Origin of the sequence: Streptomyces stoeckheimensis, from assembly GCF_045822005.1 — a bacterium.
Taxonomy (GTDB): Bacteria; Actinomycetota; Actinomycetes; order Streptomycetales; family Streptomycetaceae; genus Streptomyces; species Streptomyces stoeckheimensis.
In genome coordinates, this window is sequence record NZ_CP169550.1 from 299,364 (window position 1) to 318,159 (window position 18,796).

Genomic DNA, 18,796 nt, shown 5'->3' on the forward strand with positions numbered 1-18,796 from the left:
GGCGGGACCAGGGCCCGCGGGTGGCAGACTCTCGGGGACGGCAGTGAGGAGCACCGGTGAGGACTGATCCGCGCAGCACGCAGCGCAGCGGCGACGAGAGCGGGCGGGGTGACGCCGGCATCGGACCCGTCGTGATCAACGGCCCGGCGCGGCCCGCCGGGAGGGCTTCCATCCGCCGGGCCAACCTCGGTCTCGTGCTGCGCCTCCTGCGCGACTCCGGACCGCGCTCCCGCGCGCGGATCGCCGATGACGCGGGGCTGCCGCGGCCCACGGTCACCGGCCTGGTCACCGAGCTCATCGAACTCGGCCTGCTCCGCGAGGGGGACGCCGAGCGGGACGGCTCGGTCGGCCGTCCCGGCCAGAGCGTACGGATCGACGGCCGCGCGCTGTGCGGGATCGGCCTGGAGATCAACGTCGACTACCTGGCCGCCGTCGCCCTGACCCTGGGCGGGGACACCGTCTTCGAGCGGCGGGTCGCCATGGACGTCCGCGGCGCCGGGCCCGAGGCCGTTCTGGACTGCGCCGCCGGGCTGGTCCGCGAGGCCCTCGCCACCCTCGACGCCGCCGGGATCGCCACGGCCGGGGTCACCGTCGCCGCCCCGGGAGTCGTCGACATCACCGCGGGCACCGTCGTCTACGCCGCGAACATCGGCTGGCACGGCATCGAAGCGGTCAGCGGGATCCGCGCCCGCCTGGGGCGCGGGGCGCCGCCGCTGCGGCTGGAGAACGACGCGAAGCTCGGCGCGGTGGCCGAGTACGTGGAGGCCTCCGCGGCCGGCATCCACGACCTCATCTACGTCACCGGCGAGACGGGCGTGGGCGGCGGCATCATCAGCGGCGGCCGGCTCCACCGCGGAGCCGCCGGGTTCGCCGGGGAGATCGGCCACATGCCGCTCGATCCGGGCGGCGCGCTCTGCGCCTGCGGGCGCCGGGGCTGCTGGGAGACCATGGTCGGACTCACGGCCCTGCTGCGGCACGCCGCCGCCCCGGAGGATCCCGTGCACGACCCCTCCCTCGACCTGGAGGCCCGGCTGACGGACCTCCAGGGGCGGGCGGCCGCCGGGGACGCCCGCACGCTGGAGGCCCTGGACCGGATCGCCGACGGTCTCGGCCTCGGGCTGGCCCTGCTGGCGGACGTCCTGAACCCGCGCGCGGTGGTGCTCGGCGGCTACTTCACCTACTTCGGCGACCGGCTGGCCCCGCGGGTGGAGCGGCTGATGGCCGAACGGGTGATGGCCCCGGACACGGGCGGTTGCCGGCTGCTGCTGTCCACCCTCGGCTTCACCGCTCCGGCCCGCGGCGGCGCCCTCCTCGCCCTCGACCCGGTGTACGAGGACCCGGCCCGGACGGTGGCGGCGGCGACGGGCGCCTGAGGCCCCCGGGCCCCACCCGCGTCACGGGCCGCGCGTCACGCCCCTGCGGTCCAGAACGGCCGGGCCAAGAGGGCCGCTGCGCGCACCGCGGCCCCGTCCAGGATCCAGGTGGCGTCCCGCAGTCCGCGTTCCGGCCACGCGCACGACAGCGCGAGGGGGCCCGGCGGCGGCAGCGGCCACGTCCACAGGGTCAGGCGCACGTCCTCGCCGTCCTCGGGGCCGCCCCGGGCGGCCTGGTACCCGCTGACGACCATCACCGGTCCGCGTCCGTTCCGCAGTCCGGCCTCGTCGTCCTGCACCACGACCCTGCCGTCGCCGAGCCGGAGGCGGAAGGACGGCTGCGCGGGCTCGGTGAAGCCGTGGGGGTCCGTGAAGCCGTGGGGGTCCGTGAAGCCGTCGGGGTCCGTGAAGCCGCCGGGGTCGGACAGCGGCCCGCCGGGAGGTGGGGACGCGCCGCGTGCGTGGGCCTCCACCTCGATCTCGAGCCCGGCCGGGTAGGCCAGGACCTGCCGGGCGAGCACCACGAGCCCGTCCGTCCGGCCGATCACCGCCGGGCCCGCGACGTGTCCGCCGATCATCCGCGGCGGCGCGTGCCACTCGGGCAGATCGCCGGCGCTTTCCCTGCCCGGTTGCTCAAGCACGCCCAGAGCGTAGCCGGTTGAGACCCTCCCGGTGCGGCCGACGCAGAGGGACGCCGTGGGCCCGCCCGGCCGCGCAAGTCTTCGATGTCTGTTCACTCCCCCGTGACCTGCATCTTCCCGGCGGGAGGCGGTGCGGCCGGTCGAATGGTCGGAGCAAAGGTCTGGACCACCTGAGATGCGCCAATCCCGTGGCCGATTGCACGTGTTGGTCGTGCGGAAACAAATGGTCTATACCTCTGGCGCTATGGTGGCCATCTGAAACGGGCGCATAAACAGCTGTGGGGGGCTTTATGACGTTATCTCATCTTCCGCAACCTCCTTCCGACGAGGAGCTCTACTGGTACTTCGGCCCGCAACGACGCTGGGTCCTCATCAGCACGAGCCTCGCCTTCGTCTTCACCGCGGCGACCATGTTCACCTTCGCGCTGCGCACTCCGGCCCTGTGGGCCTTCCTCGCCGTCCTCGGGCTCAACCTCGTGGCGCTCGCCCTCTCCTCGGTGAACAGCCTGCGCCAGCGCAGGCTGACCCGGCCCTCTCACGAGGTGCTCGTCCGCGCCTGGCAGCCCGCCCGACTGCCCACCGTGGACCTGTACTTGCCGACCTGCGGCGAGCCGCTCCCCGTCCTGGACAACGCCTACCGCGCGGTGTCGGCCGTCGACTGGCCCGGCGCGCTGACCACATGGGTCCTGGACGACGCCGACCGTCCCGAAGTCGCCGCACTGGCGGCCTCGTACGGGTACGAGTACGTCGTACGGCCGGACCGGGGCCACCTGAAGAAGGCGGGGAACCTCAATCACGCCCTGACGCTGAGCAGCGCCGAGTTCATCGCCATCCTCGACGCCGACTTCGCACCCCGGCCGGACTTCCTGCGCCATCTCGTGCCCTATCTGGCCGACCCGGCCGTCGGGATCGTGCAGAGCCCGCAGTGCTTCGACACCGACGGGACGATGGGCTGGATCCAGCGGGCCGCGGGCTCCGCCCAGGAGTGGTTCTTCCGCTGGATCCAGCCCTCCCGGGACGCGAGCGACGCCGCCATCTGCTGCGGCAGCAACGCCGTCTACCGGCGCGCCGCCATCGACCTGGCCGGCGGCTTCGCCCGCCTCGACCACAGCGAGGACCTGTACACGGGCCTCGCCCTGCACGCGCAGGGGTTCCGCACCCTGTACGTACCGGTGCTGGTCGCCAAGGGCACCTCGCCCGACGAGGTCACCTCCTTCGTCAACCAGCAGTACCGGTGGGCGATGGGCAACCTCCACCTGCTCACCTCGCCCGTCCTGCGGACGATGGGCGCGCCCTGGCGGATGCGCCTGTGCTTCTACGAAGGCGTCGTCGGCTACCTGGCCGCCGCCGTGAACACCTTCGCGGCGCCGCTGCCGCCGCTGGTGATGATGTTCTGGTACCCGGACGACATCCGGCCCTGGCACGTCCTGCCGCTGCTCGCCCCGCTGTGGCTCTGGCACGTGCTCCTCCCGCGGATCAGCAGGACCCGCTGGCGGGTGGAGGTGATCCGGGCGAACGTCCTGACCAGCGTCGCCGCCGCCACCGCCTTCCTGCACACGCTGCGCGGCCGCAGCGCCGACTGGGTGCCCACCGGCACCCGGGGGCCCGCCCGTTCCGGCGGAATGGCCCGCCGGGTGGTGGGCGTCTCCCTGGTCTGGCTGGTCCTCTCCAACGGGGCGGCCGCGGCGGGTCTGGCGCTGGCCGTGGCCCGCAACGGCTGGGAGCCCAACTGGGGTCTGCTCCTCTACTTCCTCGTGCAGTGCCAGATCAACGGTCCACTGGTCCGGGACCTGATCTCCGAGATGCGGCCGGCGGCGGCCTCCGGGCAGCGGTCCGGGGAGGCGGCGTCCGGGGGCCGCGCGCGCAGCCTCGTACGGGCCCTCGGCGGCCGCGCCTCCACCGGCGTACTGCCGCGCCGCTGGCCCGAGACCCTCGCCGCCTCGGCGGTGCTCCTGCTCACCGGCCTGCTGGCATCCGGGTGGGTCAACCCCATGCTTCCCTGGCTGAGTTGAAAGGCTCGACGACCACCATGCACTCCCCCGTCCCCTCCTCCCTGACCTCCCCCGTACCACCTCCCGAACCGGCCTCCTCGGCGCGCTCCGGCGGCGAGTCCGGGCCCAGTCCGCACCGGTCCGCGTTCCGGCCCGACATCGAGGGGCTGCGCGCCGTAGCCGTCCTCGCGGTCCTCGCCTTCCACGCCGGGGTTCCGGGACTCGCGGGCGGTTTCGTCGGCGTGGACGTCTTCTTCGTCGTCTCCGGCTACCTCATCACCGGGCTGCTCGTCCGCGAGGCCGTCACCACCGGCCGGATCCGGCTCCTGGACTTCTTCTCCCGGCGGGCCCGCCGGCTCCTGCCGTCCGCCGCGGTCGTCCTCGGCGCGGTGGCCCTGGCCGGGGCCTGGCTGACCGTACCGCTGCGCCGCGCCGACTTGGAGCAGGACGTGGTCGCGTCGGCGCTCTCCGCCGCGAACTGGCGGTTCGTCGCCCAGCGGACCGACTACCTCGCCGCCGGGCACGAGCAGAGCCCGCTCCTGCACTTCTGGTCCCTCGCCGTCGAGGAGCAGTTCTACCTCCTCTGGGCTCCCCTGCTCGCCCTGATCGTGCTCGGAGCGGCCCGGGCCGTACGCCGTGGCCGTGCCGTGCGGGCCGCCGTGGCCCTGGCCGCCGTACCGCTGGTGCTCGCCTCGTTCGCGCTGTCCCTGCGCTGGACGGACCACTCCGCCTCCCTCGCGTACCTCGCCACGCCCTCCCGGGTCTGGCAGTTCGGCGTCGGCGCGCTGGTGGCACTGTTGCCCTGGCACCTCATGCGCGGCCCGCGCCCGCTGCGGCTGCTGTGCGGCTGGGCCGGGATCACGGCGATCGCCTGGAGCGCCGTCGCGTACGACGCGGCCACGCCCTACCCCGGCCACGCGGCCCTGGTACCGACCCTGGGGGCGGCGGCCGTCATCCTCGCCGCGATCCCCGGCCGGGGCGAGCGCAGCACGCCGGGCGGCTACGGAATCGGCCGGCTGCTCGCGGGGCGGGCTCCCCGGGCGGTGGGACGGCTGTCCTACACCCTGTACCTGTGGCACTGGCCGGTGCTCGTCCTCGCCGAGGCCCGCTTCGGGCCCCAGGACTGGCCGGTGAAGGCCGCGCTCACCCTGGCGGCCGCACTGCCCGCCTACGCCACCATGCGCTGGGTCGAGCAGCCGCTGCGCCGCAGCCGCACCGTCTCCGAATTCCCGCGCCGCGGGCTGTCGGTGGGCATCACGGCCGTGGTCCTGCCGGTGGTGCTCGCGCTGGTGGTGGGCACCACGACGCTCAACCTGCTGGGTCCGGCAACGCCCGTCCAGCTCGGCGGCCTGCCACCCGGCGCCGCTTCCGGCCCGCACCTGCTCGCCCGTACGGGCTCCGCGCCGCCGGCCGCCGGCCCGGTCGTGCCCGGCCCCGCGCAGGCGCGCAAGGACTTCCCGCCGGACGGGGCCTGCGAGGTGGCCCCGGCCGTGACCCGCAGCCCGGACTGCCTGTTCGGCGCGGTGGACAGCCCGGACCGGATCGTGCTGCTCGGCGATTCGCACGCCGGCCAGTGGTTCTCCGCGATGCTGGCCATGGCCGCGCAACGGGGCTGGGCCCTGCAGGAGTTGGTGAAGCAGGGCTGCCCCTTGCCGCAGCTCGCGGTGGACAGTCCGCAGCTCGGCCGCGCCTACCGGGAGTGCGACACGTGGCGCGCCGACGCCCTGGAGCGGCTGCGGCAGCAGCCGAAGCCGCGGCTCATCGTGATCTCCTCGCTCAACCGCTACACGGCCGATTCCGGACTCCTCGCCGAGGCCTGGGAGAAGACCCTCGCACCCCTGCGGGCGATCGGTGCGCCGATCGTCTACATCGAGGACACCCCCGTACCGGGTGCGGACGTCCCCGCGTGCGTCTCCGGCAGCCCCGAGGAGCCGGCGGCCTGCGCGTTCAGCCGTACGAACGCCCAGCAGCCCGATCCGCTGGCCCGGCGGATCGCCGCCGGCGCCCTGCCCGGCGTACGCGCCGTGAGCGTGAACCCGGTCCTGTGCCCGGGCGACGGGCCGACCTGCCCGGCCGTACTGGACCGCATCCTGCTGTACCGGGACGACGCCCACCTGACCAACGTGGCGGTCGTCGTCCTGACCCCCCGGCTGGAACGGCTGCTCACGGATTCGGGGGCGCTGCCCGCCGTGGGCGGGGCGGGGGCCGCGTCCGGGGCGGCGGGGCCCGCGGGCTGGACCGAGGTGTTCCGGGAGGAGTTCGACGGTCCCGCGGGCAGCCCTCCGTCCTCCGCCAACTGGCTTCACGACACCGGTACTTGCTATCCGGGATGCCCCGCCGCCCAGTGGGGCACGGGTGAGATCGAGACGATGACCGACTCGACGGACAACGTCCGTCTCGACGGCAAGGGCGCACTCGAGATCGTCCCCACCCGCACGGCGGACGGCGCGTGGCGCTCGGGCCGCATCGAGACCCGGCGCTCCGACTTCGCGGCCCCGGCCGGCGGGATCCTGCGGATCGAGGCCGCGATCGCCCTGCCGGACGTGACCGGCGCCGAGGCGGCCGGCTACTGGCCGGCGTTCTGGACCCTCGGGGCACCGCTGCGCGACGGGTACACGGGCTGGCCCGGGATCGGGGAGCTCGACATCATGGAATCGGTCAACGGCCGGGACAGCGTCTTCGCGACCATGCACTGCGGGACCCTCGAAGGCGGCCCGTGCCGGGAACCCGCGGGCCTGAGCTCGGGCCCGCAGCCGTGCGGGGACTGCCGTACGGGGTTCCACACGTACGCCGTCGAGGTCGACCTCTCCCCCGGCGCCGAGGAAGTGCGCTGGTACCTGGACGGCCGCGTGCACCACCGGGTGGCCGCCTCCCGGATGGACCCGGACACGTGGAAGCGGGCGGTGGACCACGGCCTGTTCCTGATCCTCAACGTGGCCATCGGCGGCGGCCTCCCGCTGGCCGACGGCGCGACCCCGGGCCCGGCCACCGAACCGGGCCACCCGATGCGGGTCGACCGGGTGACCGTCTCCACCCGGGCCCGGGTCGCGTAACCCCGCTGCCGCGCTGACCGCTCACCGCTCACCGCTCCCCACGGCGAGCTGTCAGTGCGGCCCGAAGCCGCGGAAGGTCCCTGATGCATCAGCGGCTTCGGCGTACTCCTCGAAGTACATGTTCGCGAGGCCGAGGTTGGCCGACACGTCGAAGAACCAACGGGCCGGGACCCTGAACGTCCGCCCGGGCTCGACCCAGAGGTCCACGATCAGAAGCGGGTGGACCGGATCCGCCATCGCGGTCGCGTCCGCGATGAACAGGTGGTTGAACCGCTCGTGTTCCTCCGCGGCGGCCGCCGCGTCCACCAGGGCCCGGACCTCCGCCCCGGCGAAGCGGCGGTCGCTGACGAACGTGGCGCCGTCGATCGCGCTCCGTAGCGCGTCCCACGCCACCTCGTCGCCGAAGTGGGTGCGCAGCACCAGAGAGGTCAGGTTGTCAGGCTGAGGCAGACGCATCGGCATGGGCGCGATCCTCCCACCCTGCTCTGACAACGGCCCCGGACACGACGTCCGTGTGTGGCGGACTCGGGCCCTCCCGGCCGGGAAGGGTGGGACAGTGGAGGCATGTGTGGTCGATACGCCTCCTCCCGGGCACCGGAAGACCTCGCCGGCCTCTTCGATGCCCGGCTCGATCCCGGCCGCGAGCTCGGGCCCTCGTGGAACGTCGCGCCCACCGACGAGGTGTGGGCGGTGCTGGAGCGCGCTGACCGGGACACCGGCGAGCTCGGGCGGCGGCTGCGTCCGGTGCGGTGGGGTCTGGTGCCTTCCTGGGCCAAGGACCCTGCCGTGGGGTCACGGATGATCAACGCGCGGGTGGAGACCGTCCACGAGAAGCCCGCGTTCCGGCGGGCCCTGGCCAAACGCCGGTGCCTGCTGCCCGCGGACGGCTTCTACGAGTGGGAGGCCGTACCCGCCACCGGTACGGCCAAGGCCTACAAGCAGCCCTACTTCATCCGGCCCGAGACCGGCTCGGTCATGGCCATGGCCGGGCTGTACGAGTTCTGGCGCGACCCGGCCGTCGCCGACCGGGACGACCCGGACGCCTGGCTCACCACGGCCACGATCATCACCACCGAGGCCACGGACGCGGCCGGCCGCATCCATCCCCGGATGCCGCTCGCCCTCGACCCCGGCGACTACGAGGCGTGGCTCGACCCCTCACACGAGGACACGACGGATCTCCGTGCCCTGCTCCACACCCCCGCCGGCGGCCGGCTCGCGGTGACCGCGGTCTCGACGGCCGTCAACAGCGTCCGCAACAACGGCCCCCACCTCCTCGACCCCGCCACTTCGTAACCTCGCATCCTCTCGGAAATTCGTACGAGCCCGGTGGCCGATTTCGGGGTTTCCAACGGTTTGGCGGGACGATCCGGCATTTGGCGCCCGCCGCGCCCCGGCCGCTGCGATGCTTCCGCCGGTATCACCGGGCCGTGGTCCTTCCAACCGGCCCTGGAATACCGGCGAACGGGCGGCACCGCCGGAGGAAGCTGCACTCCGGTCCGTCGTACGGGAGCGTCCGGCCGCGGCTTCCCGGGAGTATGCGACTCCGGCCGCCGCCGGACGGAGGCGAGAGGGGGAGACTCGATGTCTTCGACTGCTGTGTTACATGGTCCGCGCGCCCGGTGGCGGCGCCGGCTGCTGGCGGTGGCCGCGTCCTCGGCGCTGGCCGCGGGCGGCCTGACGGTTCTGGCGCCCCCGGCTTCGGCGGAGGGGGTGTGCGCCGCCCCGGTCCTGGTGGCCGCCACGACCACGATCACCTGCTCGGCGGGGGGTTCCGGAAGCGTCACGGTGCCCGCCGGCGTCTCCCTCGGCGTGGTGACCCTGGACGGCGCCGGGGGCGGGAACGCCGCCGACGGCACGGCCGGAGGCAAGGGCGCGCACCTCGTCGCGACCGTCCCGGCCACGCCCGGGCAGACCTTCAACGTGACCGTCGGCCGACGCGGCGCCAACGGCACGGCGAGCGCACAGTTCGGCGTGCCGGGCTCCGGCGGCGCCCTGGTCGCGGTGACCACCGCCACCAACGCGCCGCTCCTGACGGCCGGTTCGGGCGGTGGGGCGGGTGGAGCGGGCATCGGCTCCCCCGCCTACCGGGGAGCGGCCGGCGGTGACAGCGGCAGCGCGGGCGCCGACGGCAACGGCCTGGTCCCCGACGCGCAGGGCGGTACGGGCGGCGGCCCGGGCACCGACACGGCCGGCGGGGCCGCCGGAATCGGGGGTGCCGGGGCGGACAACGAGGGACCGAACGGCTCCCCGGGCGCCTTCCCGAACGGCTCCGGCGGCTCCGCCGGCCAGGGCGTGTTCAGCCCGACGGGCGCCGGCGGCCGCGGCGGAGCCGGGTACGGCGGCGGAGGCCGGGGAGGAGCCGGAGGCAGATACGGCAGCACCGGTGGCGGCGGAGGAGGGGGTGGCGGAGGGTCCAGCCTGGTCTCCGGGACGGTTCCCGGCTCGTCCGTGACCCTCACCGAGGGGGCCAACGCCGGTGACGGGCGGATCGTGTTCGCCTTCACCCTGCCGCCCACGGTCACCTCCGTCGGCCCGGCCGCAGGACCCACGGGCGGCGGTACGGCCGTGACGGTCACCGGCACGAACCTGTCGGGCGCCGTCCTCAGCTTCGGCGCGGACAACCCCGCCACCAACGTGGCGTGCACCGAGACCTCGTGCACCGCCACCGCTCCGGCCGGAACCGGCACCGTGGACGTCCGGGCCACCACCCCGGGCGGCACCAGCGACCCGTCCCCCGCGGGCCGCTACACCTACGTCCCCGTCCCCGTGGTGACCTCGCTCAGCCCCGCCGTCGGCACGACGGCGGGCGGTACGGTCGTCACCGTCGGCGGCACCGGCCTGGACGGCGCCACCGCGATCGCCTTCGGCCCCGGCAACCCGGGCACCGGCCTCTCCTGCACCCCCACGGCCTGCACCGCGACCGCACCCGCCCACTCCGCGGGCCCCGTGGACGTCCAGGTCACCACGCCCGGCGGCACCAGCGCGGTGACCGGCGCGAGCCGGTACACGTACCAGCTGCCGCCCGCGGACATCGACGTGGATCTGACCGCACAGCCGGGCTTGAGCCTGCTGGTCCCCTACCTCACCTACACCCTCACGGCCCGCAACACCGGTCCCGGTACGGTCACTTCGGCCACGCTCACCGCAACCCTGCCGTCGGGCGCGTCCGCCAACACGCTGTCCCCGGGATGCACGGCCGCCGGGTCCACGGTGACATGCGCCTACGGGACCATCGCCAACGGCGCCAGCGCCACCAAGACCTTCCGGGTACCGCTGGGCCTGCTCTCGCTGGGGCGCGTCACGGTCTCCGCCACCCGTACGGCGTCCTCGCCGACCGACCCGGGCCCGCTCAACGACAGCGCGACCGCCAGCTGCACGGTGGTCTCCGTCCTCCTGGCCACCTGCCCCTGATCCGGCACCGGCGTCGCCGCCAACGGGACGCCCCGCACGCGTGATTGCCGCCGGCCCGCCTCGTCACGAGGCGGGCCGGCGGTGCGTCCGGGGCGCGGTCGGGCGGGGCCGCGGTCAGGCGGGGTCGGCCTCCTCGTGGCCGGTCAGCTCATGACCCGTGACGGCCCGCGCGTAGGAGCGCAGGGCGGCGATCACCTCGGTGCGCGTGCGCCGCCCGGCGAGCACCTCCATCTGGTATCCGTCCTCCATGGCGACGAAGTTCGCGGCGAGCAGGCGGGGCGGATCCTGGAGCAGGAAGTGTCCCTGTGCCTGGCCGAGGACCAAGATGCCGGAGTACACAGCTATCTGGCGCTCCGTCAGGGCACTGTCGAGCGCCGCCGCCCGGGCGTCGCGCAGGCAGCGCGGCCAGTACTCGAAGAGCAGCCGGGTCAGCGCGTCGTCGGGGCCGCCGGCGACGCCGTGGTCGATGCAGGCCCGCAGTTTGTCGCGGGCGTCGTCGAAGCGGTCCGCGGCTTCCTCGCGCTCCTTGCTGTAGCGCTCGATGGCCTCCTGGTAGGTGGAGTGGACGAGGGCGTCCAGATCGCCGTAGTAGAGCACCGCGGCGGGGGTGACCCCGGCCTGGTCTGCGACATCCCGCAGCCGCAGGCCCTCCAGCCCGCGCACCAGTACGGCGCGCTCCACCGCCTTGCCCAGCTCGGTCCGGCGGTTCTCCTTGCCGGTCCCCTTCCTGGCTGCCACGCCATGCCCTCCAGACATCAATCATCTAAATCCAGATTTAACAATATCGCTCAGACCATTGACGGTCCAGGAAGCTGAGCATTAAATCTGCGTTTAACGCGGCGTCTCACGCTCTGCGCACCACACCTGCGGCCTCCAGGAGGCATCATGACCAACCCGACCGACACCGGGGCCAGAACCGGGCCGGCGCCCGCCCCCGTCGGCAAGGGGCTGCGCGGCGGCTCCGTGGGCCTGCTCGCCTCCGTCACCCTCGGGCTGTCGTCCGTTGCACCCGCGTACAGCATCGCCGTCACACTCGGCTTCGTGACGCTCGCCGTGGGAGACCTGGCTCCGGCCGCCCTGCTCCTGGGATTCGTACCGATCCTGCTCACCGCCTTCGCGTTCCGCGAGCTGAACCGCGAGATGCCGGACTGCGGCACCAATTTCGTGTGGACCACCCGCGCCTTCGGGCCGGTGGCCGGCTGGTTCACCGGGGGCTGGGTCGTGATCGTCGCCACCCTCATCGCGATGACCGCCCTGTCCCAGGTCGGCGCCGTGTACCTGCTGAACCTGCTCGGCCTCCATTCCCTCGCCGAGGACGACGTCGTCGTCACGGTGACCGCCCTCCTCCTGCTGGCCGCGTGCACCCTGGTCTCCGTCCGGGGACTGCACCTGGCCGCCTCCGTGCAGTACGTGCTCCTGGGCCTCCAACTTGCGGCCCTGCTCGGCTTCGGCGCGGCCGCCTTCGCCCGCGACGGCGCCGTCACCCCCTCCCTGGCCTGGCTCGACCCCAGCGCCTTCGACGGATTCGGACCCTTCGCCGAAGCCGTCCTGCTCTGTCTGTTCATCTACTGGGGGTGGGACTCGCTGCTCGCCGCGAACGAGGAGACCCGGGACGGCGAACGCGTGGCCGGGCAGGCCGCCGTCATCTCGACGCTCCTGCTCCTGGGCACCTACCTGTTCACCGCGTTCGCGGCGATCAGCTTCGCCGGGACCGGAACCACGGGCCTGGGCCTCGGCAACCCGGAGAACGCCGCCGACGTCCTCACGACCCTCGCGCCGCCCGTACTCGGCGGCGCACTCGCCAAGGTGATGCAGCTCGCCGTCTGCGTCTCGGCGGTCTCGGCCCTGCTCACCTGCCTCGTCGGCAATTCCCGCGGCACCTTGTCCATGGCCGCCCACGGCGCCCTGCCGCGCACCTTCACCCGGATCCACCCCCGGCACCGCACGCCCGCCTTCGGGACCCTGGCCTGCGGGACGGCCGCGGCCGGCACGCTGATCCTGCTCCGGCTCGTCTCCGCCGACTTCCTCGGCGACGCCGTCCTCTGCGTCGGGCTGCTCATCGCCTGCTACTACGGCACCACCGCCCTGAGCTGCGTCTGGTACTTCCGGCGGAGCCTGCGCGATTCCCCGCGCGACCTCCTGCTGCGCGGCGTCCTGCCCCTGCTGGGCGGCCTGCTCATGCTGGCGGCCTTCGCCCGCAGCGCGTACGACATGTACGACCCCGCTTACGGCAGCACCTCCTTCCACGGCGTCGGCGGAGTCTTCCTCCTCGGCGCCGGGTCCCTCGCCGCGGGCGCCCTGGCCCTGCTGATCGCCCGCACCCGTTTCCGCCGCTTCTTCCGCGAAGGCCGCACGTCGGTCGCCGCGCTCACCATCACCGAGGACTGACCACACCCATGCGCACTCTCGCCATCGCCGCCCTCCAGACCACGCCCGTGGCCCACGACCTCGAAGCGAGCTGGCAGCGTTTCAGCGACCAGGTCCGCGCCACGCACGAGCTCTTCCCCCACGTCCAGCTCGTCGTCGCCCCCGAACTCCTGCTCGCCGCCGAGGGCCCGCTGCTGCGCCCCGCACCCGACGACTGGATGGAGCGGGCCGCCGTCACGATCCCCGGACCGCTCACCGACCGGATCTGCGCCCTTGCCCGGGAGACCGAGCTGTGGCTGGTCCCGGGCAGCCTCTACGAGCGTGCGGAGGACGGCCACGTCTACAACACGGCCATAGCGGTCTCGCCCGAGGGCGAGATCGTCGCCCGCTACCGCAAGGTCTTCCCCTGGCAGCCGTACGAAAAGGCCCGGCCCGGCCACGAGTTCACCGTGTTCGACCTCCCCAGCATCGGGCGGGCGGGCCTGGCCATCTGCTACGACGGCTCCTTCCCCGAGACGGTCCGCCAACTCGCCTGGCTGGGAGCGGAGATCGTCATCCAGCCCACCCTGACACCCACCCGGGACCGGGAGATGGAACTGATCTGCGCCCGCGCCAACGCCTGGACCAACCAGGTCTACGTGGTCAACGTCAACGCCGCCGACCCCGCGGCGGTCGGCGCCAGCGCGATCGTCGACCCCGAGGGCACCGTCCGCCAGCAGGCCGGCCCCGGCGAGGAGGTACTCGTCGACGTACTGGACCTCGACACCGTCACCCGGGTGCGCCGCTACGGCTCCACCGGTCTCAACCGGCCCTGGAACCAGCTCGCCCGGTACGGGGAATCGATCGCCCTCCCGATGTACGGCGGCGCGACGTTCCGTACGCCGCGCTGGCTGGAGGAGGAGACGAAGGAGGAGGAGAACCCCACCGCGTAGCCGCCCGGGCCGGAAACCCGGTCGACAGGCGGGCCCCGGCGCGGTGGGATGGCTCCGAACGCCCGCCGTCCGGAGCGGGCCGGGAGCTGTCCGTCCGGCTCCCCCGCGGGCCCGGGGTCGCCGGGCAGGCCGCGAAGGAAGCCGAGTGGCTGCCGCGGCTCGCCCCGCACCTGCCGCCACGCCGCGACCGACCGCCGCGTCGCGGCGCAGACCACCCGGCAGATCGCCGAGGCGCTCATCGGCTGATCCCTCGGCCCCTCACCACACCTTGGCGAGGAAGGCGCGGGTCCGGGGGTGCAGCGGGTCGTCCAGGACGGCCCCGGGCGGTCCCTGCTCCACGACGGCCCCGTCATCCATGAACACGACGGTGTCGGCGACCTCCCGGGCGAAGCCGAGCTCGTGGGTGACGACGAGCATGGTGGTGCCGGTGCGGGCCAGGTCCTTGATGACGTCCAGGACCTCGCCGACCAGTTCCGGGTCGAGCGCCGAGGTCGGCTCGTCGAAGAGCAGCACCTTCGGTTCGAGCGCGAGCGCCCGGGCGATGGCCACCCGCTGCTGCTGTCCTCCGGACAGCTGCCGCGGGTAGGCGTCCGCCTTGTCGCTCAGGCCCACACGCTCCAGCAGCCCGCGGGCCGCCGCGTCGGCCGCCTCCCGCGGCCGGCGCAGCACGGAGACCGGGGCCTCGACGAGGTTCTCCAGCACGGTGAGGTGCGTGAAGAGGTTGAAGTCCTGGAAGACGAACCCGATGTGCGTGCGCTGTCTCAACACCTCCTTCTCCTTGAGCTCGTACAGCTTGCCGCGGTGGCCCCGGTAGCCGATGAGCTCGCCGTCGACGCTGATCCAGCCGCGGTCGACCTTCTCCAAGTGGTTGATGGTGCGCAGGAGGGTGGACTTCCCCGAGCCGGAGGGCCCCAGGATCACGGTGACCTCCCCGGCGCGGACGGTCAGATCGACCCCGCGCAACACCTCCAGGGGTCCGAAGCTCTTGTGGACTCCGCGGACCTCGACCATGACGGGTCCGGGCACGGGCTCGCTCACGTGTGCTCGGCCGGGTTGATCTGCGAGGTGTCGATCGCGGAGGGCGTGGTGCCCCACTTCTTCAGGATCCGCGCGTACGTGCCGTCCTTGATCAGCTCGTTGACGGCGGCCTGGAAGGCGGGGGTCAGCGGGGATCCCTTCTTGAAGGCGAAGCCGACGTCGAGGCGGTGGTACTCGCCGAGGAAGGTGGTCTGCGCGGCGGGCTGTGCGGCCTGGTGGCGCAGGCCGTTGATCGTCGACATGACGACGTCGATCCGGCCCTGCTGGAGGGCCGTGGTCACGGCCCCGGGCTCGGAGAAGACCTTGACCTCGTACGGCTTCTTCCCGGCGGCCGCGCAGACCTCCTTCTTCGCGGTGAGGGTCTTCTCGAAGGTCGTGCCGGCGCCGGTGCCGATGGTCAGCCCGCACAGCTGGGTGAGGTCGGAGACCTGCCCGGTCAGTGTGGTGCTGCCCGTCTTGACGGCGAAGCCCTGGCCGTCGTTGATGTAGGTGACGAAGTCGACGGACTTCAGGCGTTCTGTGGTGACGCCGAAGTTGCCCGTGCCGACGTCGTACTTGCCGCTGCCGAGGGCGGGGAGGATCGTCTCGAAGGAGGCGTCCTGGCGCTCCAGCTTCAGACCGAGGACCTTGGCCACCGCGGTGGCGATGTCGATGTCCTGGCCGGCGGGCGGCTTGTCCTGTCCCTTGGGGTAGTACGCCGACGGCGGGGATCCGACGGAGCCGCCGAGCCGCAGGCTGCCCGCCTTGCGGACCTCGGCGGGAAGCAGGGCCGCGATCGACTCCACGGCCCGTACGCCGGCGACCGGATCGTCGGCCGGCGCGGGTGAGGCGAGGGCGCCGGCCACCGGCGGGGATCCCTCGCCGGAGCCGCAGGCCGTCAGTGCGGTCAGGAGGGGCAGGACGGGCAGGAGCACGAGTGCGGTGCGCAGGCGCCCGCGGAGCCCGCTCGTGTGGAGGCTCATCCGCGCACCGCCGTCAGGGTCTGGCGGGGAGAGCCGGTCTCGGGGCGGGCACCGCGTACGGTGTCCGGGCCGGCGCCTTCCCGAGCTGCGCCTTCCCGGGCGGCGTCCCGCTTCGCGACCTCCTCGCGGACGAGGGGGATCACGTACCGGCCGAAGTCGATGGCGTCGTCGCGCAGGTCGTAGCCGCGGGCCGACAGGATGTCCACGCCGAGGTCGTAGTAGTCCAGCAGCGCCTGGGCCACCGTCTCCGGGGTGCCGACCAGGGCGTTGGAGTTTCCCGCGCCCCCGGTGGCGGCGGCGGTCGGGGTCCACAGCGCCCTGTCGTAGCGCTCCCCCGCCTCCGCGATGGCGATCAGACGCTGCGATCCCGTGTTCTGCGGCGCCGCGGCCTCCGTCACTCCGTTGCTGCGGTGGCGCTGCACGGTCCCGGCCAGCCTGCGCTCGCGGATGGCGCCCACCGTGCGGTGGGCCTTCTCCCAGGCCAGCTCCTCGGTCGGGGCGATGATCGGGCGGAACGCGACCTGGATCCGGGGCGGTTCCGCACGGCCGGCGGCCCGCGCGGCTTCCCGTACCGCCTCGATCTGCTGGGTCGTCTGTTCCAGGGGCTCGCCCCACAGGCAGTAGATGTCCGCCTCCGCGCCGCCGGCCGCGTAGGCGGCGGGCGAGGAACCGCCGAACGAGACGTTCGGGCGCGGCTGCTGGACGGGGAAGACGTCGCTGACGAAGTCGTGGAAGCGGTAGTGCTCTCCCTCGTGGTCGAAGGCCTCGTGGGTGGTCCAGATCTTCTTGACGATGCGGATGTACTCGCGGGTGCGGGCGTAGCGCTCGTCCTTGCCGAGGACGTCGCCCTCCCGGCCCTGCTCGTGGTCGTTGCCGCCGGTGATGAAGTGCACGGCCAGCCGGCCGCCGCTGATCTGGTCGAGGGTCGCGAAGGTCTTGGCGGCGAAGGTGGGGTACGAGACGTTGGGCCGGTGGGCCAGCAGGATCTGCAGCCGGTCCAGCTTGCCCGCGATGTACGCGGCGGCCGGCGCGGGGTCCGGCGTACCGGAGCCGTAGGCGAACAGCACCCGGTCCCAGCCGTGCTCCTCGTGCGCCCTGGCGAGCCGGAGCGTGTACTCCTTGTCGAAGGAGGCGCCGGATCGGGCGGTGGTTTCGGAACCGTCGTTGGTGGCGGCTATGCCGAGGAACTCCACGGGCATGGGTGTGGCCTTTCGGAAGGTGCGGCGGATCGCCTCGCGGCACGGTGAACCGGGCCCAGTGCGGCGGTGCATGAGGCTCCGTCAGCCGCAGAAGGTGCGCGGGGCGGAGGAGAGCGCGTGATGTGCAGGCGTGACGACGCGGGGCGTCGGGGTGCGGTGCGGCGGCAGCGCGCGTCCGGGTGCGCGGCGGCGCGAACGCCTTGCGGCGGTCACGGACGGCACGGAGGTGGCGCGGAGGGAGAGCTCGGCCCACGACGGGGTCACCGAGGGAGGGAAGGGCCGTTCAGGCAGCCCGCTGCCGCGTCAGGCGCAACAAGCCGCGGACCACACCCGACCGAAGTCGATGTAGTCGCGCGAGACCAGGCGCTGATGGGCATTCATGCGACTACTTGAACAGTACGGACTGCTCTTCGTCAAGCAACGGCCCGCATGCCGGACGGTCCCGACCCCCGCCGGACCGGGCACCGTTGACATGGCCGTGCCGTCGCCGCATACGATCGACGGCGGACCGGATGCGCCGTGCACGGAGCCGGTCCGGCCGTGTTGAGGGACACGGCGAGCGTGACGACCGCACCCCTGTCCGGCGGCCCGGGCGTGTCCGCCCGACCGCCGCCTGGCAGTCGTTGCCGCCCGCGATCCCTCCCATCCCCGGAGCACCTCCATGAGCACCGCTTCCGATCTCTCCCGCCCGCCCCGCACACTCGATGGGCTCGACTCGGCACCCCCCGGCAAGGAGCCGCCGCCGATCGTGCCCCGGCGGCGCGTCGGCCGCCAGGTGTCCGCTGCCGCCGCCCTGTTGGTCTTCGCGATGGTGCTGGCCTCCGTCGTCCGCAACGACGCGTTCCAATGGGGCTTGGTGGGGCGGTACTTCACCACCTCCGCCGTGCTCGACGGGCTGCTGCTGACCCTCTGGCTGACCGGCGTGGTGATGGTGCTGGGGTTCCTGTTCGGCACCGTCCTCGCCGTGATGCGGCTGTCGGCCAATCCGGTGCTGCGCACCCTGAGCTGGGGCTACGTGTGGATCTTCCGGTCCACGCCGCTGCTGGTCCAGCTGCTGTTCTGGTTCAACATCGGCGCCCTGTACCCGACGCTCGGCCTGGGTATCCCCTACGGCCCCCAGCTCTTCACCGTCTCCACGGTGAACCTGCTCGGCCCGACCCTCACCGCCGTCATCGGCCTGACCCTGCACGAGACCGCGTACGCCGCCGAGGTGGTCCGCGGCGGCATCCTCTCCGTGGACCCCGGCCAGACCGAGGCCGCGCAGGCGCTCGGGCTGAGCAGGCGTCGCACGCTGTACCGGATCGTGGTTCCGCAGGCGATGCGCTCGATCGTGCCGACCGCCGGGAACATGCTCATCGGGACGCTCAAGGGCACCAGCATCGTCAGCGTGCTGGCCGTGCACGACCTGCTGTACTCCGTGCAGTTGGTCTACAACCAGACCTACCAGGTCATCCCGCTGCTGATGGTGGCCACCCTCTGGTACGTCGCCGTCACCACCGTGCTGAGCGCGGGCCAGTACTACGTCGAGCGGTACTACGCGCGCGGCAGCTCGCGGGGCCTTCCGCCCACGCCGCTGCGGCTGCTGCGCATCCGGCTGGCCGGCCTGCGCGGGCGCCTGAACTCGGTGACCGCGCCCGGCGACCGCTGAGTTTCATTTCACGAACAGGCGTTGTGTGTACGGCGGATGAAATCGGAACACGATTTCGCGCATTCCGATATCCAGGCCGTTGACACCCCTTCTCCGGGCTGCCTAGCTTACGCCGCAGATAAAGAGATATCGGCGGCCTCTCCTGTACTGCTTGACGGCTGCTTTTCGATTCTGCGCC

General features: G+C 73.2%; 15 protein-coding genes. 8 read left to right on the forward strand and 7 right to left on the reverse strand.

Annotated features, from left to right (window positions below; all coding sequences use genetic code 11):
* Positions 1 to 56: 56 nt before the first annotated feature.
* Entirely contained in the window at positions 57 to 1,373 is a 1,317-nt protein-coding gene (locus ACE1OC_RS01405; RefSeq protein WP_407835382.1) for an ROK family protein, read from the forward strand.
* Between the two features lie 35 nt (positions 1,374 to 1,408).
* Here the strand turns inward: ACE1OC_RS01405 and ACE1OC_RS01410 are convergent, their stop codons facing one another.
* Entirely contained in the window at positions 1,409 to 2,014 is a 606-nt protein-coding gene (locus tag ACE1OC_RS01410; RefSeq protein WP_407835383.1) for a hypothetical protein, read from the reverse strand.
* Between the two features lie 290 nt (positions 2,015 to 2,304).
* Between ACE1OC_RS01410 and ACE1OC_RS01415 the strand changes: the two genes are divergently transcribed.
* Both ACE1OC_RS01415 and ACE1OC_RS01420 read left to right on the forward strand, forming a co-directional pair.
* Positions 2,305 to 4,026: a glycosyltransferase family 2 protein gene (locus ACE1OC_RS01415; RefSeq protein WP_407835384.1), complete on the forward strand. Its 1,722-nt coding sequence runs from the start codon at positions 2,305 to 2,307 to the stop codon at positions 4,024 to 4,026.
* A 17-nt stretch (positions 4,027 to 4,043) separates the two neighbouring features.
* Positions 4,044 to 7,058, forward strand: coding sequence for an SGNH hydrolase domain-containing protein (locus ACE1OC_RS01420; protein ID WP_407835385.1), 3,015 nt, complete (start codon positions 4,044 to 4,046; stop codon positions 7,056 to 7,058).
* Between the two features lie 51 nt (positions 7,059 to 7,109).
* Here ACE1OC_RS01420 and ACE1OC_RS01425 read toward each other — a convergent pair whose 3' ends face one another.
* Positions 7,110 to 7,520 carry a DUF6924 domain-containing protein gene (locus ACE1OC_RS01425; RefSeq protein ID WP_407835386.1) on the reverse strand — a complete coding sequence of 137 codons (411 nt, stop codon included), beginning with the start codon at positions 7,518 to 7,520 and terminating at the stop codon, positions 7,110 to 7,112.
* Positions 7,521 to 7,622: 102 nt separating this feature from the next.
* Here ACE1OC_RS01425 and ACE1OC_RS01430 point away from each other — a divergent pair, with 102 nt between their 5' ends.
* A complete protein-coding gene (locus ACE1OC_RS01430; protein WP_407835387.1) occupies positions 7,623 to 8,354 on the forward strand; it encodes an SOS response-associated peptidase in 732 nt (243 codons plus the stop codon).
* Positions 8,355 to 8,657: 303 nt separating this feature from the next.
* The gene (locus tag ACE1OC_RS01435) at positions 8,658 to 10,472 is read left to right on the forward strand and encodes an IPT/TIG domain-containing protein (RefSeq protein WP_407835388.1); all 1,815 of its coding nucleotides are present in this window, start codon (positions 8,658 to 8,660) and stop codon (positions 10,470 to 10,472) included.
* A 114-nt stretch (positions 10,473 to 10,586) separates the two neighbouring features.
* On the opposite strand, the gene ACE1OC_RS01440 is transcribed toward ACE1OC_RS01435, so the two are convergent.
* Entirely contained in the window at positions 10,587 to 11,210 is a 624-nt protein-coding gene (locus tag ACE1OC_RS01440; protein ID WP_407835389.1) for a TetR/AcrR family transcriptional regulator, read from the reverse strand.
* Positions 11,211 to 11,357: 147 nt separating this feature from the next.
* Here ACE1OC_RS01440 and ACE1OC_RS01445 point away from each other — a divergent pair, with 147 nt between their 5' ends.
* Both ACE1OC_RS01445 and ACE1OC_RS01450 read left to right on the forward strand, forming a co-directional pair.
* Positions 11,358 to 12,860, forward strand: a complete 1,503-nt coding sequence (locus ACE1OC_RS01445) for an APC family permease (protein WP_407835390.1) — start codon at positions 11,358 to 11,360, stop codon at positions 12,858 to 12,860.
* Between the two features lie 8 nt (positions 12,861 to 12,868).
* Positions 12,869 to 13,771 carry a carbon-nitrogen hydrolase family protein gene (locus tag ACE1OC_RS01450; RefSeq protein WP_407835391.1) on the forward strand — a complete coding sequence of 301 codons (903 nt, stop codon included), beginning with the start codon at positions 12,869 to 12,871 and terminating at the stop codon, positions 13,769 to 13,771.
* Positions 13,772 to 14,029: 258 nt separating this feature from the next.
* On the opposite strand, the gene ACE1OC_RS01455 is transcribed toward ACE1OC_RS01450, so the two are convergent.
* The 4 genes from ACE1OC_RS01455 to ACE1OC_RS01470 form a co-directional block, all read right to left on the reverse strand.
* Positions 14,030 to 14,782 carry an amino acid ABC transporter ATP-binding protein gene (locus ACE1OC_RS01455; protein ID WP_407841454.1) on the reverse strand — a complete coding sequence of 251 codons (753 nt, stop codon included), beginning with the start codon at positions 14,780 to 14,782 and terminating at the stop codon, positions 14,030 to 14,032.
* A gap of 23 nt (positions 14,783 to 14,805) precedes the next feature.
* Positions 14,806 to 15,771 carry an ABC transporter substrate-binding protein gene (locus tag ACE1OC_RS01460; RefSeq protein WP_407835392.1) on the reverse strand — a complete coding sequence of 322 codons (966 nt, stop codon included), beginning with the start codon at positions 15,769 to 15,771 and terminating at the stop codon, positions 14,806 to 14,808.
* Complete coding sequence (locus ACE1OC_RS01465; protein WP_407835393.1) at positions 15,768 to 16,970, reverse strand: LLM class flavin-dependent oxidoreductase; 1,203 nt, start codon at positions 16,968 to 16,970, stop codon at positions 15,768 to 15,770. The genes ACE1OC_RS01460 and ACE1OC_RS01465 overlap by 4 nt, the downstream gene beginning before the upstream one ends.
* Positions 16,971 to 17,051: 81 nt before the next feature.
* Positions 17,052 to 17,234, reverse strand: coding sequence for a hypothetical protein (locus ACE1OC_RS01470; RefSeq protein WP_407835394.1), 183 nt, complete (start codon positions 17,232 to 17,234; stop codon positions 17,052 to 17,054).
* A 397-nt stretch (positions 17,235 to 17,631) separates the two neighbouring features.
* Between ACE1OC_RS01470 and ACE1OC_RS01475 the strand changes: the two genes are divergently transcribed.
* The gene (locus ACE1OC_RS01475; protein WP_407835395.1) at positions 17,632 to 18,618 is read left to right on the forward strand and encodes an amino acid ABC transporter permease; all 987 of its coding nucleotides are present in this window, start codon (positions 17,632 to 17,634) and stop codon (positions 18,616 to 18,618) included.
* Positions 18,619 to 18,796: the final 178 nt, after the last annotated feature.